General features: G+C 58.8%; 23 protein-coding genes. 11 read left to right on the top strand and 12 right to left on the bottom strand.

From position 1 onward, the window contains the following. Nucleotides 1-34: 34 nt before the first annotated feature. From AAIH70_RS14985 to AAIH70_RS14975, 3 genes are all read left to right on the top strand, one after another. The gene (locus AAIH70_RS14985; protein WP_132274016.1) at nt 35-1,195 is read left to right on the top strand and encodes a M20 aminoacylase family protein; all 1,161 of its coding nucleotides are present in this window, start codon (nt 35-37) and stop codon (nt 1,193-1,195) included. A 107-nt stretch (nt 1,196-1,302) separates the two neighbouring features. Further along, complete coding sequence (locus AAIH70_RS14980; protein WP_207908250.1) at nt 1,303-2,715, top strand: amidase; 1,413 nt, start codon at nt 1,303-1,305, stop codon at nt 2,713-2,715. 139 nt (nt 2,716-2,854) lie between these two features. Continuing rightward, nucleotides 2,855-3,256: a DUF930 domain-containing protein gene (locus tag AAIH70_RS14975; protein WP_430034529.1), complete on the top strand. Its 402-nt coding sequence runs from the start codon at nt 2,855-2,857 to the stop codon at nt 3,254-3,256. A gap of 3 nt (nt 3,257-3,259) precedes the next feature. Here AAIH70_RS14975 and AAIH70_RS14970 read toward each other — a convergent pair whose 3' ends face one another. The 3 genes from AAIH70_RS14970 to AAIH70_RS14960 all read right to left on the bottom strand — a co-directional run bounded on the left by AAIH70_RS14970 (nt 3,260) and on the right by AAIH70_RS14960 (nt 6,701). Then, nucleotides 3,260-4,516 carry an NAD(P)/FAD-dependent oxidoreductase gene (locus tag AAIH70_RS14970; protein ID WP_430034527.1) on the bottom strand — a complete coding sequence of 419 codons (1,257 nt, stop codon included), beginning with the start codon at nt 4,514-4,516 and terminating at the stop codon, nt 3,260-3,262. A gap of 86 nt (nt 4,517-4,602) precedes the next feature. Then, a complete protein-coding gene (locus AAIH70_RS14965) occupies nt 4,603-5,757 on the bottom strand; it encodes an AI-2E family transporter (protein ID WP_132274008.1) in 1,155 nt (384 codons plus the stop codon). An 80-nt stretch (nt 5,758-5,837) separates the two neighbouring features. Next, complete coding sequence (locus tag AAIH70_RS14960) at nt 5,838-6,701, bottom strand: VOC family protein (RefSeq protein WP_132274005.1); 864 nt, start codon at nt 6,699-6,701, stop codon at nt 5,838-5,840. Between the two features lie 167 nt (nt 6,702-6,868). On the opposite strand from AAIH70_RS14960, the gene AAIH70_RS14955 reads away from it, so the two are divergent. The 4 genes from AAIH70_RS14955 (at nt 6,869) to AAIH70_RS14940 (ending at nt 9,186) form a co-directional block, all read left to right on the top strand. After that, nucleotides 6,869-7,279: a universal stress protein gene (locus AAIH70_RS14955; RefSeq protein WP_132274003.1), complete on the top strand. Its 411-nt coding sequence runs from the start codon at nt 6,869-6,871 to the stop codon at nt 7,277-7,279. 174 nt (nt 7,280-7,453) lie between these two features. Further along, nucleotides 7,454-8,122, top strand: a complete 669-nt coding sequence (gene trhA, locus AAIH70_RS14950) for a PAQR family membrane homeostasis protein TrhA (protein WP_165932048.1) — start codon at nt 7,454-7,456, stop codon at nt 8,120-8,122. A gap of 73 nt (nt 8,123-8,195) precedes the next feature. Further along, nucleotides 8,196-8,702, top strand: coding sequence for a GNAT family N-acetyltransferase (locus AAIH70_RS14945; protein ID WP_132273998.1), 507 nt, complete (start codon nt 8,196-8,198; stop codon nt 8,700-8,702). A 73-nt stretch (nt 8,703-8,775) separates the two neighbouring features. Further along, nucleotides 8,776-9,186 carry a (R)-mandelonitrile lyase gene (locus AAIH70_RS14940; protein WP_132273995.1) on the top strand — a complete coding sequence of 137 codons (411 nt, stop codon included), beginning with the start codon at nt 8,776-8,778 and terminating at the stop codon, nt 9,184-9,186. 77 nt (nt 9,187-9,263) lie between these two features. On the opposite strand, the gene kdgD is transcribed toward AAIH70_RS14940, so the two are convergent. Next, the gene (kdgD, locus tag AAIH70_RS14935) at nt 9,264-10,202 is read right to left on the bottom strand and encodes a 5-dehydro-4-deoxyglucarate dehydratase (RefSeq protein WP_132273993.1); all 939 of its coding nucleotides are present in this window, start codon (nt 10,200-10,202) and stop codon (nt 9,264-9,266) included. A gap of 82 nt (nt 10,203-10,284) precedes the next feature. Next, nucleotides 10,285-11,025, bottom strand: coding sequence for a FadR/GntR family transcriptional regulator (locus tag AAIH70_RS14930; protein WP_132273990.1), 741 nt, complete (start codon nt 11,023-11,025; stop codon nt 10,285-10,287). A 248-nt stretch (nt 11,026-11,273) separates the two neighbouring features. Here AAIH70_RS14930 and AAIH70_RS14925 point away from each other — a divergent pair, with 248 nt between their 5' ends. Further along, complete coding sequence (locus AAIH70_RS14925) at nt 11,274-12,422, top strand: mandelate racemase family protein (RefSeq protein ID WP_132273988.1); 1,149 nt, start codon at nt 11,274-11,276, stop codon at nt 12,420-12,422. Between the two features lie 44 nt (nt 12,423-12,466). On the opposite strand, the gene AAIH70_RS14920 is transcribed toward AAIH70_RS14925, so the two are convergent. The 7 genes from AAIH70_RS14920 to AAIH70_RS14890 form a co-directional block, all read right to left on the bottom strand. Next, nucleotides 12,467-13,522, bottom strand: a complete 1,056-nt coding sequence (locus AAIH70_RS14920) for a dienelactone hydrolase family protein (RefSeq protein WP_132273985.1) — start codon at nt 13,520-13,522, stop codon at nt 12,467-12,469. After that, entirely contained in the window at nt 13,522-14,253 is a 732-nt protein-coding gene (locus AAIH70_RS14915; protein ID WP_132273982.1) for a FadR/GntR family transcriptional regulator, read from the bottom strand. Before AAIH70_RS14915 ends, AAIH70_RS14920 begins: the two co-directional genes overlap by 1 nt. A gap of 23 nt (nt 14,254-14,276) precedes the next feature. Next, nucleotides 14,277-15,035, bottom strand: a complete 759-nt coding sequence (locus AAIH70_RS14910) for an ABC transporter ATP-binding protein (RefSeq protein WP_132273980.1) — start codon at nt 15,033-15,035, stop codon at nt 14,277-14,279. Next, on the bottom strand, nt 15,032-15,895 hold the full coding sequence (locus AAIH70_RS14905) for an ABC transporter ATP-binding protein (protein ID WP_132273977.1): 864 nt from the start codon (nt 15,893-15,895) through the stop codon (nt 15,032-15,034). Before AAIH70_RS14905 ends, AAIH70_RS14910 begins: the two co-directional genes overlap by 4 nt. A gap of 12 nt (nt 15,896-15,907) precedes the next feature. Beyond that, nucleotides 15,908-16,777: an ABC transporter permease gene (locus tag AAIH70_RS14900; RefSeq protein WP_430034916.1), complete on the bottom strand. Its 870-nt coding sequence runs from the start codon at nt 16,775-16,777 to the stop codon at nt 15,908-15,910. Between the two features lie 35 nt (nt 16,778-16,812). Then, nucleotides 16,813-17,829, bottom strand: coding sequence for an ABC transporter permease (locus AAIH70_RS14895; protein WP_132273972.1), 1,017 nt, complete (start codon nt 17,827-17,829; stop codon nt 16,813-16,815). Between the two features lie 74 nt (nt 17,830-17,903). Further along, the gene (locus AAIH70_RS14890) at nt 17,904-19,400 is read right to left on the bottom strand and encodes an ABC transporter substrate-binding protein (RefSeq protein WP_430034521.1); all 1,497 of its coding nucleotides are present in this window, start codon (nt 19,398-19,400) and stop codon (nt 17,904-17,906) included. 394 nt (nt 19,401-19,794) lie between these two features. Here AAIH70_RS14890 and AAIH70_RS14885 point away from each other — a divergent pair, with 394 nt between their 5' ends. The 3 genes from AAIH70_RS14885 (at nt 19,795) to AAIH70_RS14875 (ending at nt 24,540) form a co-directional block, all read left to right on the top strand. Next, a complete protein-coding gene (locus AAIH70_RS14885; protein WP_245519160.1) occupies nt 19,795-20,325 on the top strand; it encodes an RNA polymerase sigma factor in 531 nt (176 codons plus the stop codon). 129 nt (nt 20,326-20,454) lie between these two features. Beyond that, nucleotides 20,455-21,468 (top strand): FecR family protein, encoded by a 1,014-nt coding sequence (locus AAIH70_RS14880; RefSeq protein ID WP_430034519.1) that lies wholly within the window; start codon nt 20,455-20,457, stop codon nt 21,466-21,468. A gap of 162 nt (nt 21,469-21,630) precedes the next feature. Further along, entirely contained in the window at nt 21,631-24,540 is a 2,910-nt protein-coding gene (locus tag AAIH70_RS14875) for a hypothetical protein (protein WP_430034517.1), read from the top strand. Nucleotides 24,541-24,546 lie beyond the last annotated feature (6 nt).

Here is a 24,546-nt window from a genome sequence, read left to right as displayed (position 1 = left end):
ACATTTCGCTTTATGAAAAATCGAGGATCTTAAAATGCCTATCATGGACAAGATTGCCGGCTGGAAAGACGAGCTGACGGCAACCCGTCGCGACTTTCATCAGTATCCTGAAATCGGATTTGAAGAAGTCCGTACCTCCGGCATCGTTGCCGAAAAGCTTGGTGAGTGGGGGATCGAAGTCCATCGCGGTATCGGCAAGACGGGCGTTGTCGGCGTTCTCAAGGGTGCAAGGGGAGAGGGCCGGACCATCGGCCTGCGTGCGGATATGGACGCCCTGCCGATGGAGGAGCGCACCAATCTCGGTTATGCCTCGCGCACTCCGAACCGCTTCCACGGCTGCGGCCATGATGGCCATACGACCATGTTGCTGGGGGCTGCGCGCTATCTTGCCGAAACGCGCGACTTCGCCGGCACGGCCGTTTTCATTTTCCAGCCGGGCGAGGAAGGGTGTGGCGGCGCACGGGCGATGATCGCCGACGGTCTTTTCGACCGCTTCCCCTGCGATGAAATCTATGGTCTTCACAACGCACCGGATGACGAACCGTATCGTATCGGTATCAAGCCGGGCACAGCGATGGCGGGTGCGGACTTCTTCGATTTCCGCATCAAGGGAGTGGGCAGCCACGGCGCGCGCCCCGAGTTTTCCAAGGATCCGATCATCGTCGCCACACAGCTTGTTTCGGCCCTGCAGTCGGTGGTGTCGCGAAATGTCTCGCCGCTCAAGTCTGCGGTGCTCTCGGTCACGCAGATCCATGCCGGCTCCGCATACAATGTCATACCGGAAGAGGCGACGATATCAGGGACTGTCCGCTATCTCGACCGCGAGGTGAACGAGCAGATCAGGGATCGCATGCGGGAGATCGCAGCCGGTATTGCCACCAGCTTCGGTGTCGAGATCGAAACCGATATCCGCAACGTCTTCGATGTGTTGGTAAATACCGAAGAGCTCGTCGACGGCTTTGCCGATGCCGCGCGCGATGTTGTCGGCGACGACAATGTCTACATCAAGACCGGCCCGATAATGGGGAGCGAAGATTTCGCGGACATGCTGTTCAAGGTGCCGGGCGCTTACTGCACGGTCGGGCATGCGGGCAATGTTCCGGTGCACAATCCCGGCTTCGTTCTCGATGACGGTATCCTTCCGGTGGGTGCAAGCCTGCTTGCCCGGATCGTCGAGCGTCGCCTGGCGGCCTAACAGCAGCCACGTTGCTGCGGTTGCCTGCCGTCGCGGTTCATCCCGATTGTTCAATTTTCCCTGCGTGGAAGCGTTGAGGCGTAGCCGCGTCTCGACGCGGAACTGGAGTGCCATCTTTGACCAATGAAATCACGGATCTTTCCGCAGCGGATCTGTCCACCGCAATTCATGATCGCAAACTATCCTGCGTCGAGGTGATGGAAGCCTATCTCGACCGTATCGGCCGCCTCAATCCCGATATCAATGCCATCATATATCTGCGTCCAGAGCCGGAGCTTCTGGCGGAATCGAAAGCTGCCGATATCGAACTGGCGGATGGGCATAGCCGAGGCTGGATGCATGGCTTTCCGCAGGCCATCAAGGATCTGGCAGAGGTGAAGGGCATGCCCTGTTCCTTCGGCTCGCCGCTATTCCCGGACTACGTCTCCGCGGCGGACACCATCCATGTGGAACGGGTTCGTGGTGCGGGGGCGATCTTTATCGGCAAGACCAATACACCGGAATTCGGCCTCGGCTCGCATACCAGAAACCCCGTTCACGGCCCGACACGAAACCCGCATGACCTGACCAAATCCGCAGGCGGATCCTCGGGCGGTGCTGCGGCAGCCCTTGCCGCCCGGCTTCTGCCCGTCGCCGATGGCTCCGACATGATGGGGTCGCTGCGCAATCCGGCCGCCTTCAACAATGTTGTCGGTTTTCGGCCGAGTTTCGGCCGGGTGCCAAGCGATAAGGCTGCGGATCTTTTCCTTGGCCAGCTCGGGATCGCCGGCCCCATGGGCAAGACCGTGAGCGACACCGCATTGCTCCTGTCCACCCAGGCCGGTTACGATCGGCGTGACCCGTTGAGCCTCGCCAACGAGGATCTCGCTCTGCGCGGTCCCGCGGCGACCGAGGGCATGCGGATCGGTTGGTTCGGTGATTTCGGCGGCTACCTGCCGTTCGAGGATGGCGTGCTCGATACGGCGCGCAGCGCACTGACGGTGCTTGCCGATATCGGCTGCGAGGTCGAGGACGTCGCGCCGGAGTTCGACCTGCCGGCCCTGTGGGAGGCGTGGCTGACGCTTCGCAGCTTCAACGTGAGCCACGGCATGCGGGCATTTTATGATCAGCCGGACAAGCGGGCTTTGCTCAATCCGCAATATCTGTTCGAGTTCGATCTGGCACTGGGTAAAACTGCGGCGGATATTCACGCCGCTTCCGTCGTCAGAACGCGCTGGTACAAATATATGCTTGCGCTGTTCGAACGTTACGATTTCCTCGTCATGCCATCCACGCAGGTATTCCCGTTCGACGTCGATTTGCCGTGGCCGACCGAGATTGCCGGGCGCAGCATGGACACCTATCATCGCTGGATGGAGGTTGTCATCGGTCCGACAATGGCGGGGCTTCCTGTTGCGGCCATGCCAGCCGGGTTCGGCGCCGGCGGGCTTCCGACAGGCGTCCAGTTCGTTGGCCCACCCCGCGCCGACAGGGCGACGCTTGAATTCGCACTCGCATACGAGCGTCGCATCAACATGTGAACGTCAAACCTGTTGCCGTGGTTTTGAAGGGGGAACCTCAATCTGTTCACATCATTCTGTTTCGCGTCATGATAGGTGGTCAATTTCTGATCCATCTTCTAGTTTTGCCGCCGTCCGAGTCAGATCTATGGGGATATTGTTGAAGACCGTAGTTTTCCTGGCGGCAGCCGTTATCGCAGCCAGCACCGCCTCCATTGCACCCGCGCACGCCATCGACAGCAGCATCGCACGGCAACTGAATGCGCTCGATCCGCAGGAGCGGCGCGAGCAGAGATGCGATATCGAGGCGATGTCGCGTATTGCCAAGGCAGGCGAGGGGTTTCGGCCCGACAAGGTCATCGCCTATAGCCGTGCCGATATCATTGAAAAGGGTGACGATATCCGCGCGCCGGGTGCCGTCTTTCGCAGCGCAGGCGACTGGTACAAGCTGAAGTTCAAATGTCGTACCGGCGACGAGGGGCTCGGCATCGTTTCGTTTGACTACAAGATCGGCGAAAAAATCCCGCGCAGTGAATGGGATCGTCTCTATCTCTACGATTGAGCGTCAACCCTTGTCGGTCGGGTCATCCCGGTCAAGGGCAAAGGCCTCGAACCACGCCTGCCTTTGCCCGCCGATCATCGAGGCGATCATGCGCGATGCCATGTAGGAGAAGGTGATGCCATTGCCGCCATATCCATAGGCTGCAAAAATCTTCTTCGTGCCGGGCACCAGCCCGATCAGTGGCAGCCCATCCGAAGTTTCACCAAACGTACCGCACCATGTATGTGATACGCGGCGATCGATATCCGGCCACATTCGCCCCAGTGTTTCCCATAGCCGTGCCACTTTGTCGGCAAGCATGGCATCGCGTTTGTCCGGATCGGCGATCTCGTCATCCTCTCCGCCGATGATGATGCGGTTGTCTGCGGTGACGCGCAGGTAATGGTAGCTTTCCGAGGCCTCCCAAACCAAGGCCCGATCCCGCCACAGTTTTGCAGGGTCCTGTGGCACGGTGGCCAGCGCGAAACTCGATGCCGACGAATGCAGTTTCGGCATCACGAACTGCGGCATCACGTAACCGCTGGCCAGCACGACATGATCGGCCTCGATCACATACGGGCCGTCGGTGGCGATCACCACGCGGCCGCCTTCTTCCGAAAACCCGGTTGCGGATGCTTCGATCAATCCGGCACCACGCGATACCGCCAGATTGAGCAATGACCATGACATGAGCAAGGGATCGGCCTCGGCTGACCCTTCGGAATGGATGGCAGCCTCACGGTCAAAACCGAATTCGCGGCGCAGCGTGGTGTAGTCGAGAAACGTTCCGGGCAGGCCTGCCCGTTGTCGCAGGCCATGTTCCTCCAGTAGCGTGGCGGAATTCACCTCGTCGGCCGCGAGATAGAGCGTCTGGCGCGCAGCAAAATGGCAAGGCAGCGCGTGACGTTCGACCAGTGCGCTGAGACCCGCGACGGCGGAAAGGCTGCGGCGATAGATATCGGCCGAGCGCTCGAAACCGTAATAACGTGTGAGTTCGGCAAGTGGGGCGTCGATCTCCCATTGCAGCATGGCGGTGCTTGCGGCGGTGCTGCCAAGACCTGCCGGTTCGCGATCGATGATCGTCACCTGATGCCCGAGCGCGGTCAGGTGTTCGGCGGCGAGCGAGCCGGTAATGCCGCCGCCGATAATGGCGATGCCTGTACGAAAACTCTCGGTGAGCGGCGTGCTCGCCGGGCTTGTGGCATGCCCACCCCAAGGTGATTTACCGGTAACCAGATCGGTTTGCGTGGTTGCCTCGAAGTCGAAACTGTTATCGCTCACAATATGGTCTTTCGCTACGCGGCGCGCGAGACCGCCCGGACCAGAGGCCCGGCAGCTCCGCAAACCGATGGGTGATAGTGATTTTATCAGGCCGGCAGGCGCGGCACGGTCTTGCGTTCCGGGAACAGTTCGGAAATCACCGTCATCATGATCAGCGATAGCGGTAGCGCCAGCATGGCGCCGACCGCACCCCACATCCATGTCCAGAACAGGATGGCGATGAACACCACGAACGGATTGATTTCCCATTGCCGCCCCATCACTGACGGGAAAACCAGATTTTCCACCACGAGGTGGACCGCGAAGAACACCGCCGCCGGAGCCAGCGCCCAAAGCAGCGAGTCATGGGTGATGATGCCCGCCACAGCCACCGAAAGCGTCATCAGCGTGATGCCGAGGAAGGGCACGAAGCTGGAAACGAAGGCAAACACACCCCACAGGATCGGTGCCGCCAAACCGCCGACATAGGCAATGATCGTCATCGAAACGCCGAGACCGGCATAGATCATCGTTGCCGTGGCGAAATAATAGCCCAGCACTTCCTCGATCGAGTTGATCACGCGGATCGCGACCAGCCGCTGCTGACGGTGCGGGAAAGCCAGGATGATGGTGCGGCGCAGCCGCAGACGGCCGAGCAGGAACAGCAGAAGTGCTGCAAAAAAGATCAGTCCCTGCACGATGGCGGGGGTAAGGCTGGATGTGACGACGCCCAGAATATTGCCGCTATTGTCGATCAGCGACTGCATCGACATTGGCCCCGTTTCGAAACTGGCCGGGCTGATGTTCAGCCAGTGCTGGCGCTCGAGAAATGGCATCAGCTTGTCGATCGTACGCTCGACGAAATTCGGCCCTTCGTCCAGCAGCGTCGTGACCGGTTCGGCCAGCGCATTGATGAGCGCGAAGACCGCAGCGGCGACCAACGAGGACAGGATGATGGCGATGCCGAAACGCGGCACGCCGGCGCGGCCGAGCTTTTCTGCCGCCAATCCGAGGATCATGCCGACGACGATAGCCAGAGTCACCGGAATGAGGATCAGCGACATGTGGTTGACGACCGCAAAGCCGATGATCAGAAAAATGCCGATCAGCGCCCAGGAGCTCGCGACCTCCAGAGCCTCGCGCCCCAGCGGCGCAAACGTTGTCGGATCGTCTGCATCGTCCGACAGGTTATCGGCACGCAGGACCGGCGGCTCTGCGCTGTGTTTTCTGTATCTGCTGTTTTTGATGCTGAGCGTGACCATGTTCCACCGGTTCCCCTTGACGCCCACTAACGCGGCAAAAAGCATCCGGTTCCGCCAGCCTGACAATCAGCAGGAACAGATCACGCCGACAGTGTCAGGCCTATCCCCCAAGGGTCTTTCAGCGATACGCCTTCGGCGGTGCGGGCGGAGGCGATTTCCAGATTGTCCAGCGATGCCACCGCCTGTTCCAAGGCTGCCTTGTCGTTGAAGCGAAGCGAGTAATCCGACAGGCCCGACATGCTATCTGCGCGCGCGCCGGCGCCGCGGCTGTTCCAGATATTGGCCGCGATGTGATGGTGGTAACCGCCGGTGGCAAAGAAGCTCGCGCCCGGATAACGCGCCATCACCTTAAGGCCGAGTACGTCGCGGTAAAATTTTTCAGCCTCGGGCACATTGCCGACCTGCAGGTGAATATGGCCGATGGCGGTGCCTTCCTGCATGCCGGCCCATCTGCCCTTGTCGGCGCTGTCGTAAAGTGCCTGCAGATCCAGTCCTTCGGTCGCCATCTGTACCGTTCCGTCCGGCAACATCGTCCATTCGTCGGGCTTGCGATCGCGGTAAATCTCGATGCCGTTGCCTTCCGGGTCGGAGAGATAGATCGCCTCGCTGACAAGATGGTCGGACGCGCCGTCCAGACGCACGCCGGCATGGGCGGCATGCGCCAGCCAGGCTGCGAGAGCAGAACGGTCAGGCACAAGGAATGCGGTGTGGAACAGGCCCGCCGCCGTTCGCGGCGCGCGTACGACATCGTTGCCTGTAGTGAGGGTCAAAAGCGGCACGCCGGCTACACCGAGCACTTCGCCGCTTCCGGTTTTCTCCAGCGAGGCGAGGCCGATGACGTCCTGATAAAATTTCGACACGGTGGACAGATCCGTTACCACCAGATGGGTCTGGTTGACATGGGCCGGCCGCGTCAGGGCGAAGGGCAGGGGGGTATTGCTCATCATCGATCCTCTCGCTGTGGCGATCCGCCACCTCTTCACCATCGCTTATGTTTGTTTTTGGGCATTCACGATAGGTAAGTTATTGGCGATTAAACGTTCGCTGGTTGTTGACAATCGCCGTGGATCGCCTGCCATCAGTGCTGAACCCGCGGCGTCCGGGGGAAATCATGTACGAGAGAATTATCGTCGCCATCGATACGGCGCAGTTGGACAAGGCTGAGCGCATTTTGAGGCGTGCGATGCGCATGGTGGCGCCCGGCGGCGCTCTTGTTCTGGTCAACGCGGTTGAAGACGTGCCGAGCTATATTTCGGTCGCAGACCCTATCGATCTGACCGTTGCCGCCCGCAAGGCTGCCGATGAGACATTGACGGCGCTGTGCGAGCGCCTCGGCGTGAATGCGCAGATCGAAATCCGTCAGGGTGCCGCTGCGCGCGAAATACTGGCATCGGCAGAGCAGAATGCAGCCGACCTCATTCTGATTGCCTCGCATGTGCCGGATGTTTCCAACTACTTCATCGGCGCCACAGCCGACCGGGTTGTCCGCCATGCCCGCTGTTCGGTGTTGATCGACAGGTGAAGGCGCGGGCAACGTCTTTCAGCGTGCAACGCAATGTGATTCCGAAGATGCGACGCAGCCATTGCCTTGCCGCATGCGCTTGGTCATTCTGACGGTCAAAGAGATGGAGCGACCATGACCAGTCTATCGGACGCGGCCGAGACCAAAAGGCTCGGCAACGCGATTGCCAAACCGATAAGCGAGCTTTTCGATTTTGGACGTGCACATGATTTTGCAGAGATCGTTGCCGATGGCATCGTCCATGGTGTCGGTCTGGTATTCGCGCTTATCGGCGTCACGGCACTGATCTTTTACGCAACGCTGTGGTCGAGCCATGGCGAACTGGCTGCTGCATGGATTTATGGTCTCGGCCTGGTGCTCTGTATCGCCGTGTCGTTCACCTACAATATCTGGCCGACCTCGCGCACCAAATGGATACTTCGCCGTTTTGATCATTCCGCGATTTTCGTGCTGATTGCCGCGACCTACACGCCGTTTCTGCAGCGCGGTTCGCATGAGCCGATGATTGCCATCATGCTGGCTGCCATCTGGCTGGTGGCGATCGGTGGCATCGTGCTGAAATGCGTGTTTCCCGGCCGCTATGATCGATTGGCAATCCTGCTCTATCTCGCCATGGGATGGAGCGGTGTGATGGTCGCCGGGCCGATTTCGGAATATCTGCCACCGGTCACCGTCTGGCTGATTGTTGCCGGCGGCATGATTTATTCGCTCGGCGTCGTCTTTCATGTCTGGGAACGGCTGCGATTCCAAAGGGCAATCTGGCATGCTTTCGTGATTGCCGCTGCCGCAGTCCATTATTCCGCGGTGATGACCTGTTTCAGTCTGTCCGGAATGGGAGCGTAAAGGCTGTTCCGCACGCTGGACAGTCGGGCCTTGCCCCTCTTACATGGGCCACCACCTCTCAGACGGATAGCTCATGTCTTCGACCCCCATCATCCGCGACGCAACCGCCGCCGATCTTCCCGCAATCATGGATATCTACAACGATGCCGTACTGAACACGACGGCGATCTGGAACGATAATGTCGTTGACCTGAAGAACCGAGAGGATTGGTTTTCAGCGCGCATGGCACGCCGTTTTCCGGTTCTCGTGGCCGAGATCGATGGCCGTGTGATGGGGTACGCCTCCTATGGCGACTGGCGGGCCTTTGAAGGTTTTCTGCACACGGTCGAACACTCGGTTTATGTTCATGGCGGTGCGCGCGGCCATGGTGTGGGACGATTGCTGATGGAAGCGCTGATCAAACGCGCTCAGAGCGGTGATATCCATGTCATGGTTGCCTGTATCGAGGCCCAGAACGCGGCGTCGATCCGCCTCCACGAAGCACTGGGTTTTCGCACAGTCGGCACCTTTACCGAAGTCGGCAGGAAATTTGGGCGCTGGCTGGATCTGGCCTGTCTGGAACTGCGTGTCGGTGGATGATTGTCGAGCGTAGAAGTCGCTTGAGACGAAACCAAATCGCTGCGCGGACGTTTGCCGCTAAAGGAGTTCCATCATGAAAATCACACGGAGCGAAGCTCGCCCGTCTCTGACGCCGTCTGCGGATTATTTCACCGGTCAGGTTCGCCAGGACCCGCTGGCGAAGGCTGAAGCGCCGGGTTCTGTACAAGTCGTGAGCGTGACCTTCGAGCCAGGCGCGCGCACCGCATGGCATACGCATCCGCTTGGACAGACACTGGTCGTGACGTCCGGTGCCGGTCTTGTCCAGACATGGGGCGGGCCGATCCGGCCCATTCGCCCCGGCGATGTGGTCTGGTTTCCAGCCGGTGAAAAACATTGGCACGGGGCCGGTCCCGATACGGCCTTGACCCATATCGCCATTCAGGAAGCGTTTGACGGCAATACGGCCGACTGGATGGAAAAGGTGTCGCACGAACAATATGGCGGCGAGATTGAAGACATCTGACAACTGCATGTCAGCGCGTGAAAACAGACAAGGCCGGCATGCGTTGCCGGCCTTGTCCGTCGAAATCGGCGCAGGTTTTACTCAGCTGCCTGCAATTTCGGCGCGGCGTTGCGATAAGGTTCGCACAGCGCTTCGAGCATCTTCACCTCTTCCGCAGTCAGGTCTGTCAGCGGTGCGCGCACGGGGCCGGCATCGAAGCCCATCAGGCGAACGCCTGCCTTGATTGCGGACACTGCGTAACCCTTCTGGCGGTTGCGGATTTCCATGAATGGATAGAAGAAGTCGATGAGGATCCTGTTCGTGGTGGCCGTATCACCAGCGCGCAGCGCCTTGTAGAAATCCTGTGCAAGGCCCGGTACGAAGTTGAACACCGCCGAGGAATAGGTGGTCACGCCGGCACCAAGATAGGCATCGGCAAACAGTTCGGCTGTCGGCATGCCGCCGAGATAGGTCAGGCGATCGCCCATCTTCGCGGTGATCTTGCGAACGAGGCCGATATCGCCGGAACCATCCTTGAAACCAACGAGGTTCGGGCAGGCATCGCACAGGCGGGCGAGTGTTTCGGCCGTGAGGATGGAATTGTCGCGGTTATAGACCATGACGCCGATGCCGACGGACTGGCAGACGGTCTTGATATGCTGGTAGAGGCCTTCCTGGCTGGCATCCATCAGGTAATGCGGCAGCAGAAGAATACCATCGGCGCCGGCCTTTTCGGCAGACTTGGCGATCGATACGGCGATACGCGTGCCGTAACCGCAGCCAGCGACGATCGGTGTCGAACCGGCGGATGCCTTGGCGGCCTTGATGATTTCCGGAATTTCCGAAGGTTCCAGATTGAAGAACTCGCCGGTGCCGCCGGCGGCAAACAGGACGGTGGCGTCGAAGCCGGCCAGCCAGCCGACATGCTGCTCATAGGCCTTGCGGTTGAACAGGCCGTCCGCGCCGAACGGAGTTACCGGAAAGGAGAGAAGACCTGCGCCAAGCGCCTTCTTGAGTTCGTTCGGGTTCGTAGACATCCTGCACCTCTGTTGCTGCGATTTTCAGCAAGCTAACAAGAGATATTATGACTGTCAATTGAGATAATATATTGCCTGAGCCTCAGGGGCGCCTGATCAGCGATCTGTAGCGCTGCTGGCTGCCTTTCAGATGGGTTCGCATGGCATCGCGTGCGGCCGAATCGTTGCTCTCCGCAATCGCACGGGCAATGGCGCTGTGCTCCTTCTGGATCTGCGCCATGTAGTCTGCGGGGGAAGGCGACGTGTCGCCTTCGGTCAACAGGGAGCGCGGGATCATCTGCTTGCCGATTGCCTCAAGAAGCTCCCGAAAACGGGGATTGTTGGTGGCGTCGGCAATGGCAAGATGGAAAGCGCGGTCACTCTCGACTGTCGGGTTTCCGGCAGCGATCTGCTGCTCGATCGCCTCAAGACATTCGAAAATCGTTTCCTGCTGGGCCGGCGACGAGCGCAGGGCAGCAAGGCCGGCGGCTTCGATTTCTATCGCCGCGCGAACTTCAAGCATTTCAATAATGGAGGATACGCGCCCGGCATCGACGTTTCGCAGGCCGCCTTGCAGAAGTCCGTCCTGCGGCTGAAGCACGAAAACGCCCACGCCATGTCGAACTTCAACAAGGCTGTCGGCGCGCAGGGAGGCGATCGCCTCGCGAATTACTGTGCGGCTGACCTGGTGCTGCTCCGTCAGACCGCTTTCGGTCGGCAGTTTGTCGCCAGGCTTGAGATTGCCGCTGGTGATCGCATCACGAATGCGTCGGCTGACCGTCTCGACAAGGTTGCGACCTTTGCGAGCCGGCGCTTTGGCGGTGATGTTATCTGATGTCGTCAAGGCCGTTTCCGCTCCGGTGATGCCATTTCAGTGACTTACTGGCCTGAAAGCGTGCCTGCTTGTCAAGGAGGATGCAAGAAATTCGTTGACGCAGCGGCTTCGGACTATACTATGACAGGACGTCTGATGTATGATGACATGAAACGTCCGCGGGAGCGAGCGTGTTGATGGCGACCTGGTCGACAACACGAAGCGGGACAGACAGAATCGAAATGGCGCAGTTTCTGGCGCTGAGTGAGGAGGAAATTGTGAAGATTGTAGACGTCAATGTGCGGGTGTTTTCCCATACAACGCAGCGACATCAGGATACGGCGGGTCATGCCCATCCGGGTCCACCGCACAAGGTCAATCTGGCGCTTCTGACCGTCGTCGCTGATGATGGCACCGAAGGATATTGTTTTGCCGCGCCGGAAGTCGTTCGCCCGCATGTGGTCGACAAATTCATCAAGAAGGTTCTGATCGGCGAAGATCCGTTCGCGCGCGAGCGTCTGTGGCAGGATCTGGCGCATTGGCAGCGCGGCAGCGCCATGCAGCTGACGGACCGGACGCTCGCGATCGTCGATTGCGCACTTTGGGACCTCGCCGGCCGCAAGCTGAATACGCCGGTCCACAAGCTGATCGGCACCTACCGCGAAAAGATCCCGGCCTATGGCTCGATCATGTGCGGCGACGAACTGGAAAACGGCCTGGCAACGCCGGAGGATTACGGTCGTTTTGCCGAAAAGCTGGTCAAGCGCGGCTACAAGGGCATCAAGCTGCACACCTGGATGCCGCCGGTTTCCTGGGCGCCGGACGTGAAGATGGACCTGAAGGCCTGCGCGGCCGTGCGCGAGGCGGTTGGCCCGGATATCCACCTGATGATCGACGCCTTCCACTGGTACACGCGCACCGAAGCGCTTGAGCTTGGCCGCGGCCTCGAAAAGCTCGATTTCGCCTGGATCGAAGAGCCGATGGACGAACAGAGTTCGGCCTCCTACGCGTGGCTTGCGGAAAACCTCGACATTCCGGTCGTAGGCCCTGAAAGTGCGCATGGCAAACATTTCAATCGTGCGGAATGGATCACATCCAAGGCCTGCGACATTCTCCGCACCGGTGTTCACGATGTCGGCGGCATCAGCCCGGCGATGAAATGCATGCATCTGGCCGAATCCTTCGGCATGAACTGCGAAATTCATGGCAATGGCGCACCGAACCTGATCGTCGCCGCCTGCGTGAAAAACGCGAAGTGGTATGAGCGTGGTCTGCTGCATCCCTTCCTCGAATATGATGACGGTTTCGAATACCTGAACGAACTCGTCGACCCGATGGATGAAGACGGTTTCGTGCATATCTCCGACAAGCCGGGCCTTGGCGAAGACATCAATTTCGACTTCATCAACGCCAATCTGGTCGGTTGATCGCTTAGAGACAGAAGCCCGGCTTACGCAGAGCCGGGCTTCTCTCAAAGGTTCTGAGCAAGCCAGTCGAAAACATGGTCCTGCTGTTCTATCGAGAACACATGGCCACCCGGCCACAGCCGCGTTTCAAGGCGGCTCGGTGCGCCAGCAGCATTCCAGATTGTCTGAAGCTGCCGGTAGGCTTCAGTGGCCACGCTTTCCGGAAAATGCCGGTCATCGGCTCCGGTGAAGAACAATGCCGGTTTCGGTGCGGCAAGCGCGGCAAAATGCGGATAATCCAGCTTTCCGGCGATCTGTGGGTGCAGCATGGAAAAGGCAGACTGGCCACGCCACTGGTTGTTTCCCGGTTGCATCAGTCCCTGCAGTGTTCCCATCCATCCACCGGCAACGCAGACGGAAACGTCATCCGAAAGAGCGGCCAGTTGCCACGAGCGTGAACCGCCCATCGAGTAGCCAAGGCTGGCGATGCGGGATTTGTCGATGCCGGGCAGGTCGCGAAGGAAGGCAAGCGCCTCGAGATCTTCCGAAAGAATGACCGAGGCATAGGATATGCCGAACTGCATCAGGTTTGCCGCCAGCGCCTGCTGCGCCTCGTAACCGTTACCCTTGCGACTGCCCCAGCCGAGCGCATCCGCGCACAGCACGGTATAGCCGCGGCGAACGAGTTCGTTGCCGACAAACCGGCCGCCATAGAGTTTGGCACTCCATTGCTCGATATCGGCGAGCAGTTGGGGATTTTCATCCGGTCGGTTGATCAGCTTTTCCTTGCCGATCGAAAAGAACGAGCCGTGATCGTGCAACAGGAGGACGGCTGCCGTCGGCGCGGCAGTCTTGGGGCGCAGCAAATAGGCACGCGTCGTTTCGCCGTTCGAAAAACCGAGTTCCAGTTCCTGCCCAAGCGCGTCGCCGTCAGACCATTCCGAAATGACCGAGGACGTTGCCCGCGATACGTGATCGACATGCAGTGCAGCTCGCACCTTCCCGCAGGTTGCTGATTTCCAAGACTGAAAATCCAGCGATTCAGGATCAAAGTTCCATTCGAAATGATTGCGGTCGCGAAGACGGCGGGCGATGCCGCACATATTCTCCGCGTCGATCATCAGTCCTGCCGCATTTTTGCGAGCGTTCTGTCCTTGCTGGCAATCAGATGCGCGCGCATTGCTGCTCTTGCGCCATCGGGATCACCTGCCTCGATGGCGGTCAGAATGGCGAGATGCTCCTTGTTTACGCGGGCAAGAAGAGTGGACAGCGTCTTGTCATCGACGGCATGGGTGGTCCGGCGCATGCGTGGCATCAAGGTTTCGCCCAGATAGTTGAAAATGCCGGAAAAATGCTCGTTGTGGCTGGCCGCCGCCACAGCACAGTGAAATTCGAAATCCGCCAGCGTATTGCGCGTCGCGTTCTCTACCGCGTCTTCCATGGTGTCGCAGGCGGCTTTCATGGCCTTGAGGTCGGCCGCATTCCGACGCTCAGCTGCCAGTGCCGCAGCTTCCGACTCGATGCCGATGCGCAACTCAAGTCCCTTGACCATGTTTCCGGCCTGCATCAGGTCGGCATCGCCAAGCCGGAATGGTGTCACGCCGGCATCGTCGCGAACAAAAACGCCGATCCCGTGCTGGATCGACACCAGCCCGCTGGCGCGCAGGTTGGCGACCGCCTCACGCACGACCGTCCGACTGACGCCCAGTTCCTCCATCAATGCTTTTTCCGTCGGCATCTTGGAGCCGCGCGGATATTCATCCTGCTTTATCCGGTCGGAAAGCACGCGCACGATCTGTGAGCTCAGGCTTTCCCGGCGAGCCCAGGTGGCGGGTGGGGCTTCAACTGTCATCGCAAAGGCCTCCGGTTTTGAATTCAAACTGCCTGATCATATTCCAGGCTGGCCTGAATGAGTTCGCGGGCATAAGGGTCTTTCGCCTGTCCCGTCGCCAGCACATCGCGGCTCATAATCTCGACGATGCGGCCGTGTTGCATCACCGCCAGCCGCTCGCACATATGATCGATGACGGCAAGGTCGTGGCTGACAAACAGGTAGGTGAGGTTCCGTTTAGCGCGCAGGTCCGCCAGCAGGTTCAGGACTTCCGCCTGTACCGATACGTCCAGCGCAGACGTCGGTTCATCGAGAAGCAGGATGCGCGGTTCGAGAATGAGGGCGCGGGCAATGGCCACACGCTGGCGTTGGCCACCCGACAGTTCATGCGGATAACGCGACAGAAAATCCGGGTTGAGGCCGACATCGATCAGCGCACGCTCCATGCGCTCTACCTGCCTATCCATGCGGTGGATGCGCAGCGGCTCCTGCAGCGCAGTGCGGATCGACTGGCGCGGATGCAGCGATCCGTATGGGTCCTGAAACACCATCTGCACGGCACGGCAATAATCGGCAAACGGCATGTCGTTGATCGAAGTGCCTTCCAGCCGCACTTCGCCGTCCCACGAATTCAGCAATCGCGCGATACAGCGCAATATGGTCGATTTACCGGAACCGGACTCGCCGACCAATCCGAAAGACTCACCGGCTTCGACTGCAAAACAGACATCACCGAGGATGCGTTTCTTGGCGGCGCTGTAGCCGAGGCTGATCGAAAGATCGCGAACTTCGATGGCACTCATGAGCGCACCTCCAGTGTTTCCTGCGACGGCATCTGCGATTGTCGGTTGAGCACGGGCAAAGGCTTTCTGCTGCCGCCGATATGCGGCTGGGCGGCCAGCAGACCCTTGGTGTAGGGATGTGTGCAGTTGCGCATGTCAGGCGCTGCACGTTCCTCGACGACCTCGCCGTGGCGCATGACCAGAACCCGGTCGCAGAAATTGCGAACCAGATTGAGGTCATGGCTGATCATGATCAGCCCGATGCCCTTGTTGGTGACGAGCTCGTTGAGGATGTTGAGCACCTGCATACGCACCGTCACGTCGAGCGCCGAGGTCGGTTCATCGGCGATGATGATCTGCGGTTCGGGGATCAGCATCATGGCGATCATGATGCGCTGCCCCATGCCGCCCGACACTTCATGCGGATAAAGATCGAAAACCCGTTCGGGATCGCGGATCTGCACTGCCGCCAGCATGTCCAGTGTCTTCTGTTTGGCGACCTGCGTCGAAGCGCTGTAATGGACGCGGTAAGCTTCGGCGATCTGGGCGCCGACCGGGTGCACCGGATTGAGCGAAAATTTCGGGTCCTGCAGGATCATCGAAATGCGCCGGCCGCGAATGTTCAGCATCTGTTTTTCGCTGGCGGCGAGAAGGTCCGTGCCACTGAAATCCATGCGGTCGGCTTCGATCTTGGCGGTCGGCAGCAGTTTCAAGAGCGCGCGACCGATCGTGGATTTGCCGGAGCCGGATTCCCCGACGATGCCGAGGCGCTCGCGACCGAGATCGAAGGAAACGCCTTTGACCACGGTGTTGTAGCTCTTGCCGCTGCGATAGCTGACGCGCAGGTTTTCGACTTTCAGGAGAGGCTGGTTATTGTCCATCGCGGTCACTCCTTAATGCTGTTTCGGGTCAAGAGCGTCGCGCAGGCCATCACCCAGAAGGTTGAAGGCAAGGCTGACGATGAGGATGGCGCCACCGGGGAAGGCGACCAGCCACCAGTTGTCGAGCATGTAGCGGCGGCCTGTGGCAATCATCGCGCCCCATTCCGGCAATGGCGGCTGCGCGCCGAGGCCGAGAAAGCCGAGGCCGGCAGCGGTGAGGATGACCGTTGCCATCGAAAGCGTGATGCGCACCAGAACCGAGGGCATGCACATCGGCACGATCGACTTGACGATGATGCGCAGGCTGGATGCACCCTGCATGCGCGAGGCGGAGATATAATCCGCATTGCGGAAGGTCAGCGTTTCGGCGCGCGCGAGGCGGGCAATCGGCGGCCAGGCGGTGAGACCGATGGCGATGATGGCGTTTTCCAGACCGGCACCGAGTGCGGCAACAAAGGCCAGCGACAGGATGAGGCTCGGGAAGGAGAGAAAAATGTCGGTGATGCGCATCATCACCGTATCGTACCAGCCGCCGAAATAGCCGGCCGTCGTTCCGACCAGCAGGCCGACCGGGCCGACGATGACCGAAACGATGGTGATGATCGTCAGGCTGATGCGGGTGCCGTAGATGATGCGGCTCATGATATCGCGGCCGAGTTCATCCGTGCCGAACCAGTGCGCGGCATTCGGCGGCTGCAGCACGTTGTTGAGGTTGATCACATTGGGCTCGTAGGGCGCAATCAGCGGTGCAACGAGTGCCGTCAGAAGCAGGATGGTGATGACGACAAGGCCGAAACCCGAAGAGGGATTGCCGAGCAGCTCGCGAATGATCGCCATAAACCGCCGCAGGGACGAGTTCGGGTTCGATAGCGAAGCCGGCATAGCGTGTTCCTGAGTGTTGAGCGTTTCGATAGCCATCAGCGCGTCCTCGGATCAAAAATCTTGTAGAGTGCGTCGGATAGAAGATTGAGCGCGATGAAGATGATGCCCACCAGCAGCACGCAGGTCATGACGGCATTCATGTCGCCGATCAGCATGTTGTTGGTGATGTACTGGCCAAAGCCCGGCCACGAGAACACGGTCTCGATCAGCACGGCGCCTTCGAGCAGGCTGCCATAGGCGAGTGCCACGATAGTCACCAGCTGAACGCGGATGTTGGCAAATGCATGGTGCCAGATGGTGCGGCTCTTGGAGAGACCTTTTACGCGCGCCGTCGTGATGTATTCCTGGTTCAGCTGATCCAGCATGAAGCTGCGGGTCATGCGGGTGATGTAGGCCATCGACGAGTAGCCGAGAATGCTGGCCGGCAGCAGAAGATGGTTGACGGCATCCCAAAAAACTTCCCAGTCACCGGCGATCACGCTGTCGATCAAAAGGAAGCCGGTCGTTTCGGGGACAAGGCCGATGTAGAAATCGGACATGCGTCCACCACCGCCGACCAGATCCAGCACCGCATAGAAAATGATCAGGCCGATCATGCCGGTCCAGAAGATCGGCATCGAGTGGCCGATCAGGGTGAGAAAGCGGATGACGTGGTCGATCGGCTTGTTGCGGCGCACCGCCGCCAGGATACCCAGCGGTATGCCGAGACCGGCGCCGAAGAGGATGGCGAAAGTGGCGAGCTCGATGGTTGCCGGCATGACATGCAGAATATCGTTGATGACCGGCTGGCCGGTGCGGATCGAGGTGCCAAAATCGCCCTGCAGCAGATCGGTCACATACCGGAAGAACTGCTGGTAGATCGGCAGATTGGCGCCGATACGCTCCGCCACCATTTCATAGGTCGCCTGATCCGCTTCTTCGCCGATGATGGCGCGAACGGGGTCGACCGGCATCATGCGCCCGATACAGAAAGTCAGGATCAGCAAGCCGACAAGGGTAACGAAAATCGTTCCGGCCTGCCGCCCAAAGGCGGTGAAACTCTCGGACTTCATGGAGCCTCCTCAATATGACGTGGGAGGCCGCAGCGCTGCGAAAAGACGAGAGGCAGCGCCGCGGCAAGGAGCGGTTAGCGCTCTTTCGTGACCGTGCGCAGCTGCGTCGACCAGGACGGGTTCAGCTGCAGACCCTTGACGTCGGCGCGGAAGCCGACGCTGTCGACGACTTCGGAGAACGGCTGCAGGGCAGGGACCATGTCGGCGTAATAGGTCTGGATCGCCTCGTAATCCTTGATCTGCTTGTCCTTGTTGCCTTCAACGAGAGCATCATCGATCATCTTGTTGATCTTCTCGTCGTAGAAGGACGTGCGCCAGCCCTGGAAATTGGTGAGCTTTGCCGCATCCGAATTGTCCGGATTGTAGACGGTGGCGCGCAGGTTCGAGTCCGGATGTGGCAACTGGCCACCGCCGCCGCGGCCGACAAGCAATTCATACTTGCGCTCGCGCATGGCGCCGTAAATCTGATCACCAGTGCCGGTGATGATCTCGGCCTTGATGCCGCCCTGTGCAAGGGTCGCCTGGATGGCGGTCGCGGCACTCATGAACGGCACGTCGGAAATGGCGCGCAGCGTGGTCGAAAAACCGTTGGGGAAACCGGCTTCAGCCAGAAGTGCCTTGGCTTTTTCCACGTCGAGCTTGTAACCGGCATTTGGGAGCGAGCCAAAGATGCCGCTGGCGATCGGGCGATCACGCAACGTGCCGAAATAGGGGAGAACGCTGTCGTTCAAGCCCTGATAGTCGATGAGATAACGAAGTGCCTCGCGCACTTTCGGGTTCTGAAATTTCTCGTCCTTCATGGAGACGGCGAGATAATAAAAGCCGCTGCCGCCATTGGTCTGGATCTCGACATTTTCGTCTTTTTCCAGCGCTTTCAGGTCTGCCGCCGACATCGAAAAGGCGATGTCGATATCACCCTTTTCGAGCATCAGTCTCTGGCTCTGGGACTCCGCCAGATGGCGCATCATGATGCGCTTCATCGCCGGTTTCTCACCCCAGTATTCGGCGTTCTGGTCAAGAATGACGCGTTCGTTGGAAGCCCACTGGCCGAGCGTGAACGGGCCGGAACCTGCCGAATTGTTGGTGAGCCATGCGGCGCCCTGATCGCCGTTCTTGTCGTGCTCCATCACGGTCTTGCTATCAAGAATGGAGCCGGGGCCAACAATGCCGAGCGTCTGAACGATGATCTGCGGATCGACCTTCTTCGGCAGCGTCACGACGACAGTCTGCGCATCGGGAGCAGTGAAGCTGGCATCGGCATTCGCGGCGGTGAAGCCGTGCGTCTTCAGGAACGAAGCCTGCGCAAGGTTCAGTTTCATCAGGCGCTTGAACGACCAGACCACATCTTCGGAAGTGACCGGGTTGCCGGATGCGAACTTGGCGCCATCGCGCAGCTTGAAGGTGATCGAGCTGTTGTCGGCAGCGATCGTCCAGCTTTCCGCCAGCTGCGGATCCACCTTGGCGCGCTCGATGGCGTTAAGCGAGACGAGGTTATCATATATGTTGGCGAGAACCTGAACGGTCTCCTTGCCGGTAATAGCGGCTGGGTCCAGTGTCAGGATGTTGTTCATGGAAAAGCCGACCACGAGCATGGTCGGCGGTGTTGCCGCGTAAACCGGCTGAGATAGCAGGGTAGAGCCAAGCAGAATGGTGGCAAGCAGCTTAACGGACGGTTATTTCATCATCGATCCTCCCAATCACGACCGCCTCCTCCAAGGCAGTAAAACCGTATTAAGAGATATGATGTCCTACGATCGCTGTCAACCGACAACATGGGCACCATCGATAACGTTTATGACCGGCGCCACGCCCATGCGCATCGGCAACGTCCATAGGTTGTCTTTGGTTTCATGCAGATCGCCCGATGGATGATTGAAAACACCATGACGAGACGATAACGAAACACGACTATAAAACTCCAGATTTGTTCGGACTGACAGTGACCAGCGCCACAGAAAGCATTGCATGACCATGGACCGCGATATCGCGCGGCTCGATGCGATCTTTCCCGGCATGCGTCCGTCATTGGTGAGGTTCATTCTGCGTATCGTTCGCGATGTCGCCGTCGCCGAAGAATTGACCCACGATGCCTATCTTCGTACCCGCAAGGCACTGGAAACGTCGCAGCCGCGCCATCTGGAGGCTCTTTTATGGCAGACGGCCCGTAACCTGGCGCTGGATCATATCCGCTGGAAAAAGGTGCGCAGTGGTACCGAACCTCTGGATGAAGGCGTTACCGGCGAGCAGACCTATGCGGACCCGCAGCCTTCGGCGGAAGATCACGCCATCCAGAAGGATCAGCTCCGCGTGGTTGGCGATGCCTTGCGGACATTGCCGCCTCGCGCCCAGAAAGTTTGGGTCTTGAGCCGCGTCGAGGGCTGGCCCTATCCACGGATTGCCGCGCATCTGGGGGTGTCGCCGAATACCGTTTTCAACGACATCAAGATGGTGATGGCCTTGTTATTGGAACTTCGCAAGAAGATGGATGCAGAATGATGTTTCAGGACCGCTTTTCAGCTCGACCCGATTTTTTGCAATGTCCTACCTGTTTTTTTGTGAGAAAGGCGCAGGCCAATCGTCATCATTCATATGGTCACCTGATGGATAGGCATGTGAGCGTTTTCCATGCGTGAGAACACGGCGGGACAGGAATTGAACGAGGCCTACCGGCATCCGGACCGGGCAATGGATGAAGCATTGGACTGGCTGGTTCGCCTTGAAGCCGGCGGCTTTGTCGATCGTGGCGCCAGGGCCGAGTTCGACGTCTGGCTGGATGCCGAGCCGAGCCACCGTGCCGCCTTCGAGGAGATCAAGACGCTCTGGGCCTCACCGGAAACGCTCGTCGCGGCGCAGGAACTGGATATCCACCTGCGCGGCCTGCCCGTGCCACTGGATGCTGCTCGCAAAATGCCGCGACACCGTATCGGTTCGCAGGCCTGGGCCGCCGCTGCCTGTCTGGCCGTTGTCATCGGCGCGACGTATCTCGCCCTGCAATCCATGCCGCGCATGCTGGCGGATTACACAACGGACGCCGGTGAGCGTCGCGAGATCACACTGCCGGATGGCTCCCGCATGATCCTCAATACCGATAGCGCCGTGTCTCTGGATTTTGCCGGAAGCAAACGCGGCGTGCGGTTGATCGAGGGTGAAGTCTGGTTCGATGTCGTGCATGACGCCACGCGGCAGTTTCATGTGGCAGGGCATTACAGTGATGTTCAGGTGAAAGGCACCGCCTTTGTCGTCAAGGTTCAAGGTGATGCCGATACGGTCCTGCTCCAGCGCGGTGCGGTTGACGCCGTTCATGAGCAGAAGTCGATCTCCCTGGTCCATCTTGTGCCGGGAGAAATGGTCGTCGCCTCCAGCGATGCGATGTCGCCCGTCGAAAAATTCGACGACGAGCGGGATCTTGGTTGGCTACAGGGGCGGGTGGTGATCGACGCAAAACCGCTGGGCGATGCACTGGCGGAGGTTGGCCGTTACTTCGATGGCAGGGTGATGGTGCTCAATCGCAGCCTGCTGGATGTCACCGTCAGCGGCGACTATCGCACCGACCGCGCCCAGGCCGCCATTGCCGGCCTCGCTGCCGCTGCTGGCGGAAAAACCACCGTTCTTCCGGGCGGTTACATAATCATTCGTTAAATTCTCAACTTTTTTTGTGAGATCGATCGACCTCGCACGTCGAACGCTACTGAGGCCTGTTGCATGACGGCAGGCAACCGTTGAGCCGAGGGGCTCAGCGGCTTGGTGACGATAAATGCCTGCCATCCATGACGGATGGCAGGGGGCGTTCAGGAGATGGGAATGGCATTGCAGGCGGGGTTGAAGCGCGGGGCGGGGGCTCACGGCGCGAAGGTTGGCAAGAAGCTTGCGATTTTGTTGACTTCTTCGGCGATCATTCTGGTTACTCCGGGGATTTCGTCTGCACAAACTGCCAAACCAGCAGCGACGGCCCGCCGGGATATTTCCTTTGCTATTCCCGCCCAGCCGCTGACCGCTGCTATCAAGGCATTCATCCGCGCTACCGGCTGGCAGGTCGGTTATCCGGCAGCCCTTTTGCAGAATAAATCATCGAGTGCCATTTCCGGCCGGATGGCACCTGAGGCGGCATTGGGGGCAATGCTTGCCGGCACTGGTATCAGTATGCGCGTTACCGGGCCGGAAACTGTTGCGCTGATCGGCGAAGCGGACGCTGCAACCGCAGTCGATGGCGGTGACAGCACGGTTCTCGGCACGATCACCGTCGATGGCACCAACAAGGGCGTTTACCTCGGCACCGACAGCGTTTCCGACACCGGCACGACGACCATTGCCGCCGGCCAGATCGTCGCCCGCTCTGCCGGAAACGATGCCAATGATATTCTGCGCAACCTGCCGAACGTGCAGTACCAGAACGATGTCGACGACGATGCGGGCGTGTCGGATCAGGATGTGATCGATCTGAAGCCGCGTGAAGTGTCTATTGCCGGCGGGCGTGTCTACGAGAACAATTTTCTTCTTGAAGGCATGGCCATCAACACGGTGACAGGCAGCGAAGAATTTGGCACGGGTGCAGAGCTTGATGACCTCGATAGGGGAAGCCCTCCCGCCCAGGAACGTTTTTTCGGCCTTCATTCACAGTCTGTGTATGTGCCCACCGATTTCCTGCAGGATGTGACGGTTATCGACAGCAATGCCTCCGCCGTTTACGGCAATTTTCAGGGTGGCGTGGTGTCCTATCGAATGCAGCAGGTGTCTACCGATCGCTGGACCGGCAGCGTTAGTACCGACTTCACCACCAGCGACTGGACCGGATATCATGTTGCATCGAAAAGCGGCCTGAACCCGACCGGTGTCGCCACGCCGGATTACCTGAAGCGACGGCAGGCCATTTCCATCAGCGGGCCGATCACCGACAACATCGCGATCTTGGGTCAGTATAGCCGCCAGACAGCGGTGACAGAAAAAGACAAGGACTATCAGTATAGCGAGAGTCAGCGCGTCGGAGAGGAAGCCCAGAATGAATTCTACAGGGCGCAAATCAAGGCCACGACCGACCTCGGTGATTTCACGCTGGAAGGTGTTTACACCGATTACGTGCAGGCGTGGGAATACGCGAGCTGGCGCAACATGCGGATCGACCAGATCGCGCAGGGACTGAATACCAAGCTGCAACACGATTATGAATTTTCGGATTTCGACCTTGCCGGCATGGCGCTTTCGAACGTCAGGCTTGAGTCCAAGCTGGGATATGGCACGTCGGACAATATCAACGATATGAACGGCAATGTTGCCCGCGCTTACAAGCAGACATTTTACCGGTCTAACCGGAAGTTATTTGAAGCTACAGAATTGTCAGGTATCTCCGACTGGTGCCGTACTCCTCCCGGAATTACGACGACGACGATCTGCTATGATGGTGCCACCGGCGACAAGGAGCAGGGACAGGAACAGTTGACATGGTCGCAGGACCTGTCCGGCGATGTCGGGAACGGCTCTTTCAAGCTGGGTGGCGAATACGTCCACACGGACGCATATCGCCGCCGACCCGAAGACGCGACTTATTACGGTGTTTACACCTCAAAAGGAGAAGCAGGCGTCACTGGTTTCGTTTGCAAAACGACCGAAGAATGCAACGAAGAGCAATATGCCAGCAACAAGACTGTCTACAAGGCATTTGACGTCGACGCAAAGCTCAACCAGTTCAGCGCTTATGCCGAAGTGGAACAGACTTGGGAATGGTTCAACCTTAGGGCTGGCGGGCGGGTAAGCTATGACGATTACATGAAAAACGTCGACCTGGCGCCGCGTGTGGTCGCAACCATTACGCCATGGCAGGATTTTTCGATCTCACTAGGGGCCAACCGTTATTATAATGCCCAGAGCCTTGCCTATGCCATCCGTGAGCGCCAACCACGGCCGGTGACATCCACCCGCAACATCCTTAAACCCGCCGAAGAAAACTGGAAAGAGCTTGCTGAAACTTATTTCACCAGCTCGGCCACGGGTCTTGATACACCCTATACCGACGAGTTCACTGTCGGCTTATCTGGAATTGAACCGCTTCTGGGAGGTCAATGGCGTTTGCGCTTCATGGACCGGCGCTCCAAAGACCAGTTTGCTTCTGACAAATCAGGCAACAGCTACACGCTGACCAACAATGGTACCGGCGCATATCAGTCAGTGTCTGCAGAATATTCAAAAGAGTTGAAGGCACCTGAATTGCCAGGGCTTGATGCCTTGCTCTTCAATGCATCGGTGACATGGTCAAAGCGCGAAGTTTCCAACGACAGCTATTATGAGGATTCGTTCGAGGACGATTACATCTATTACAAGGGGCAATCCTACTCGAAGGCGGGCTTCAGCGTTGTGACCGGAAACATGGATATTCCTGTCCGTTTTCAGACGGGGCTATCAAGCAGCTGGCTCGACGATGCATTGAAACTGGATGTTACGGCTAACTACAATCTGGCTTATACGGCCGCGCTCGATACGGAAGACACGATCTCGGTCGACGGCAAACAGCATTCCATTTACGAAGATTTCGATTTCAAATCGCTTATGACCTTCGATCTTGCAGCAAGCTATGAGGTCTACAAAAAGGATAATGCCGGCCTGAGCTTCAATGTGCGGGTCGAGAACGTTTTCGATCAGATCGGCAACGGCAAAACCTCGGATACAAGGCCGTGGGTAATCGGTCGCACCTTTTGGGTCGGTGCAAAGGCGACGTTCTAAGCATGC

Source organism: Neorhizobium sp. BT27B (genome assembly GCF_050455485.1).
GTDB lineage: Bacteria > Pseudomonadota > Alphaproteobacteria > Rhizobiales > Rhizobiaceae > Neorhizobium.
The sequence above is the reverse complement of the archived record's forward strand: the minus strand, read 5'-3'. Positions and strand labels throughout refer to the sequence as shown.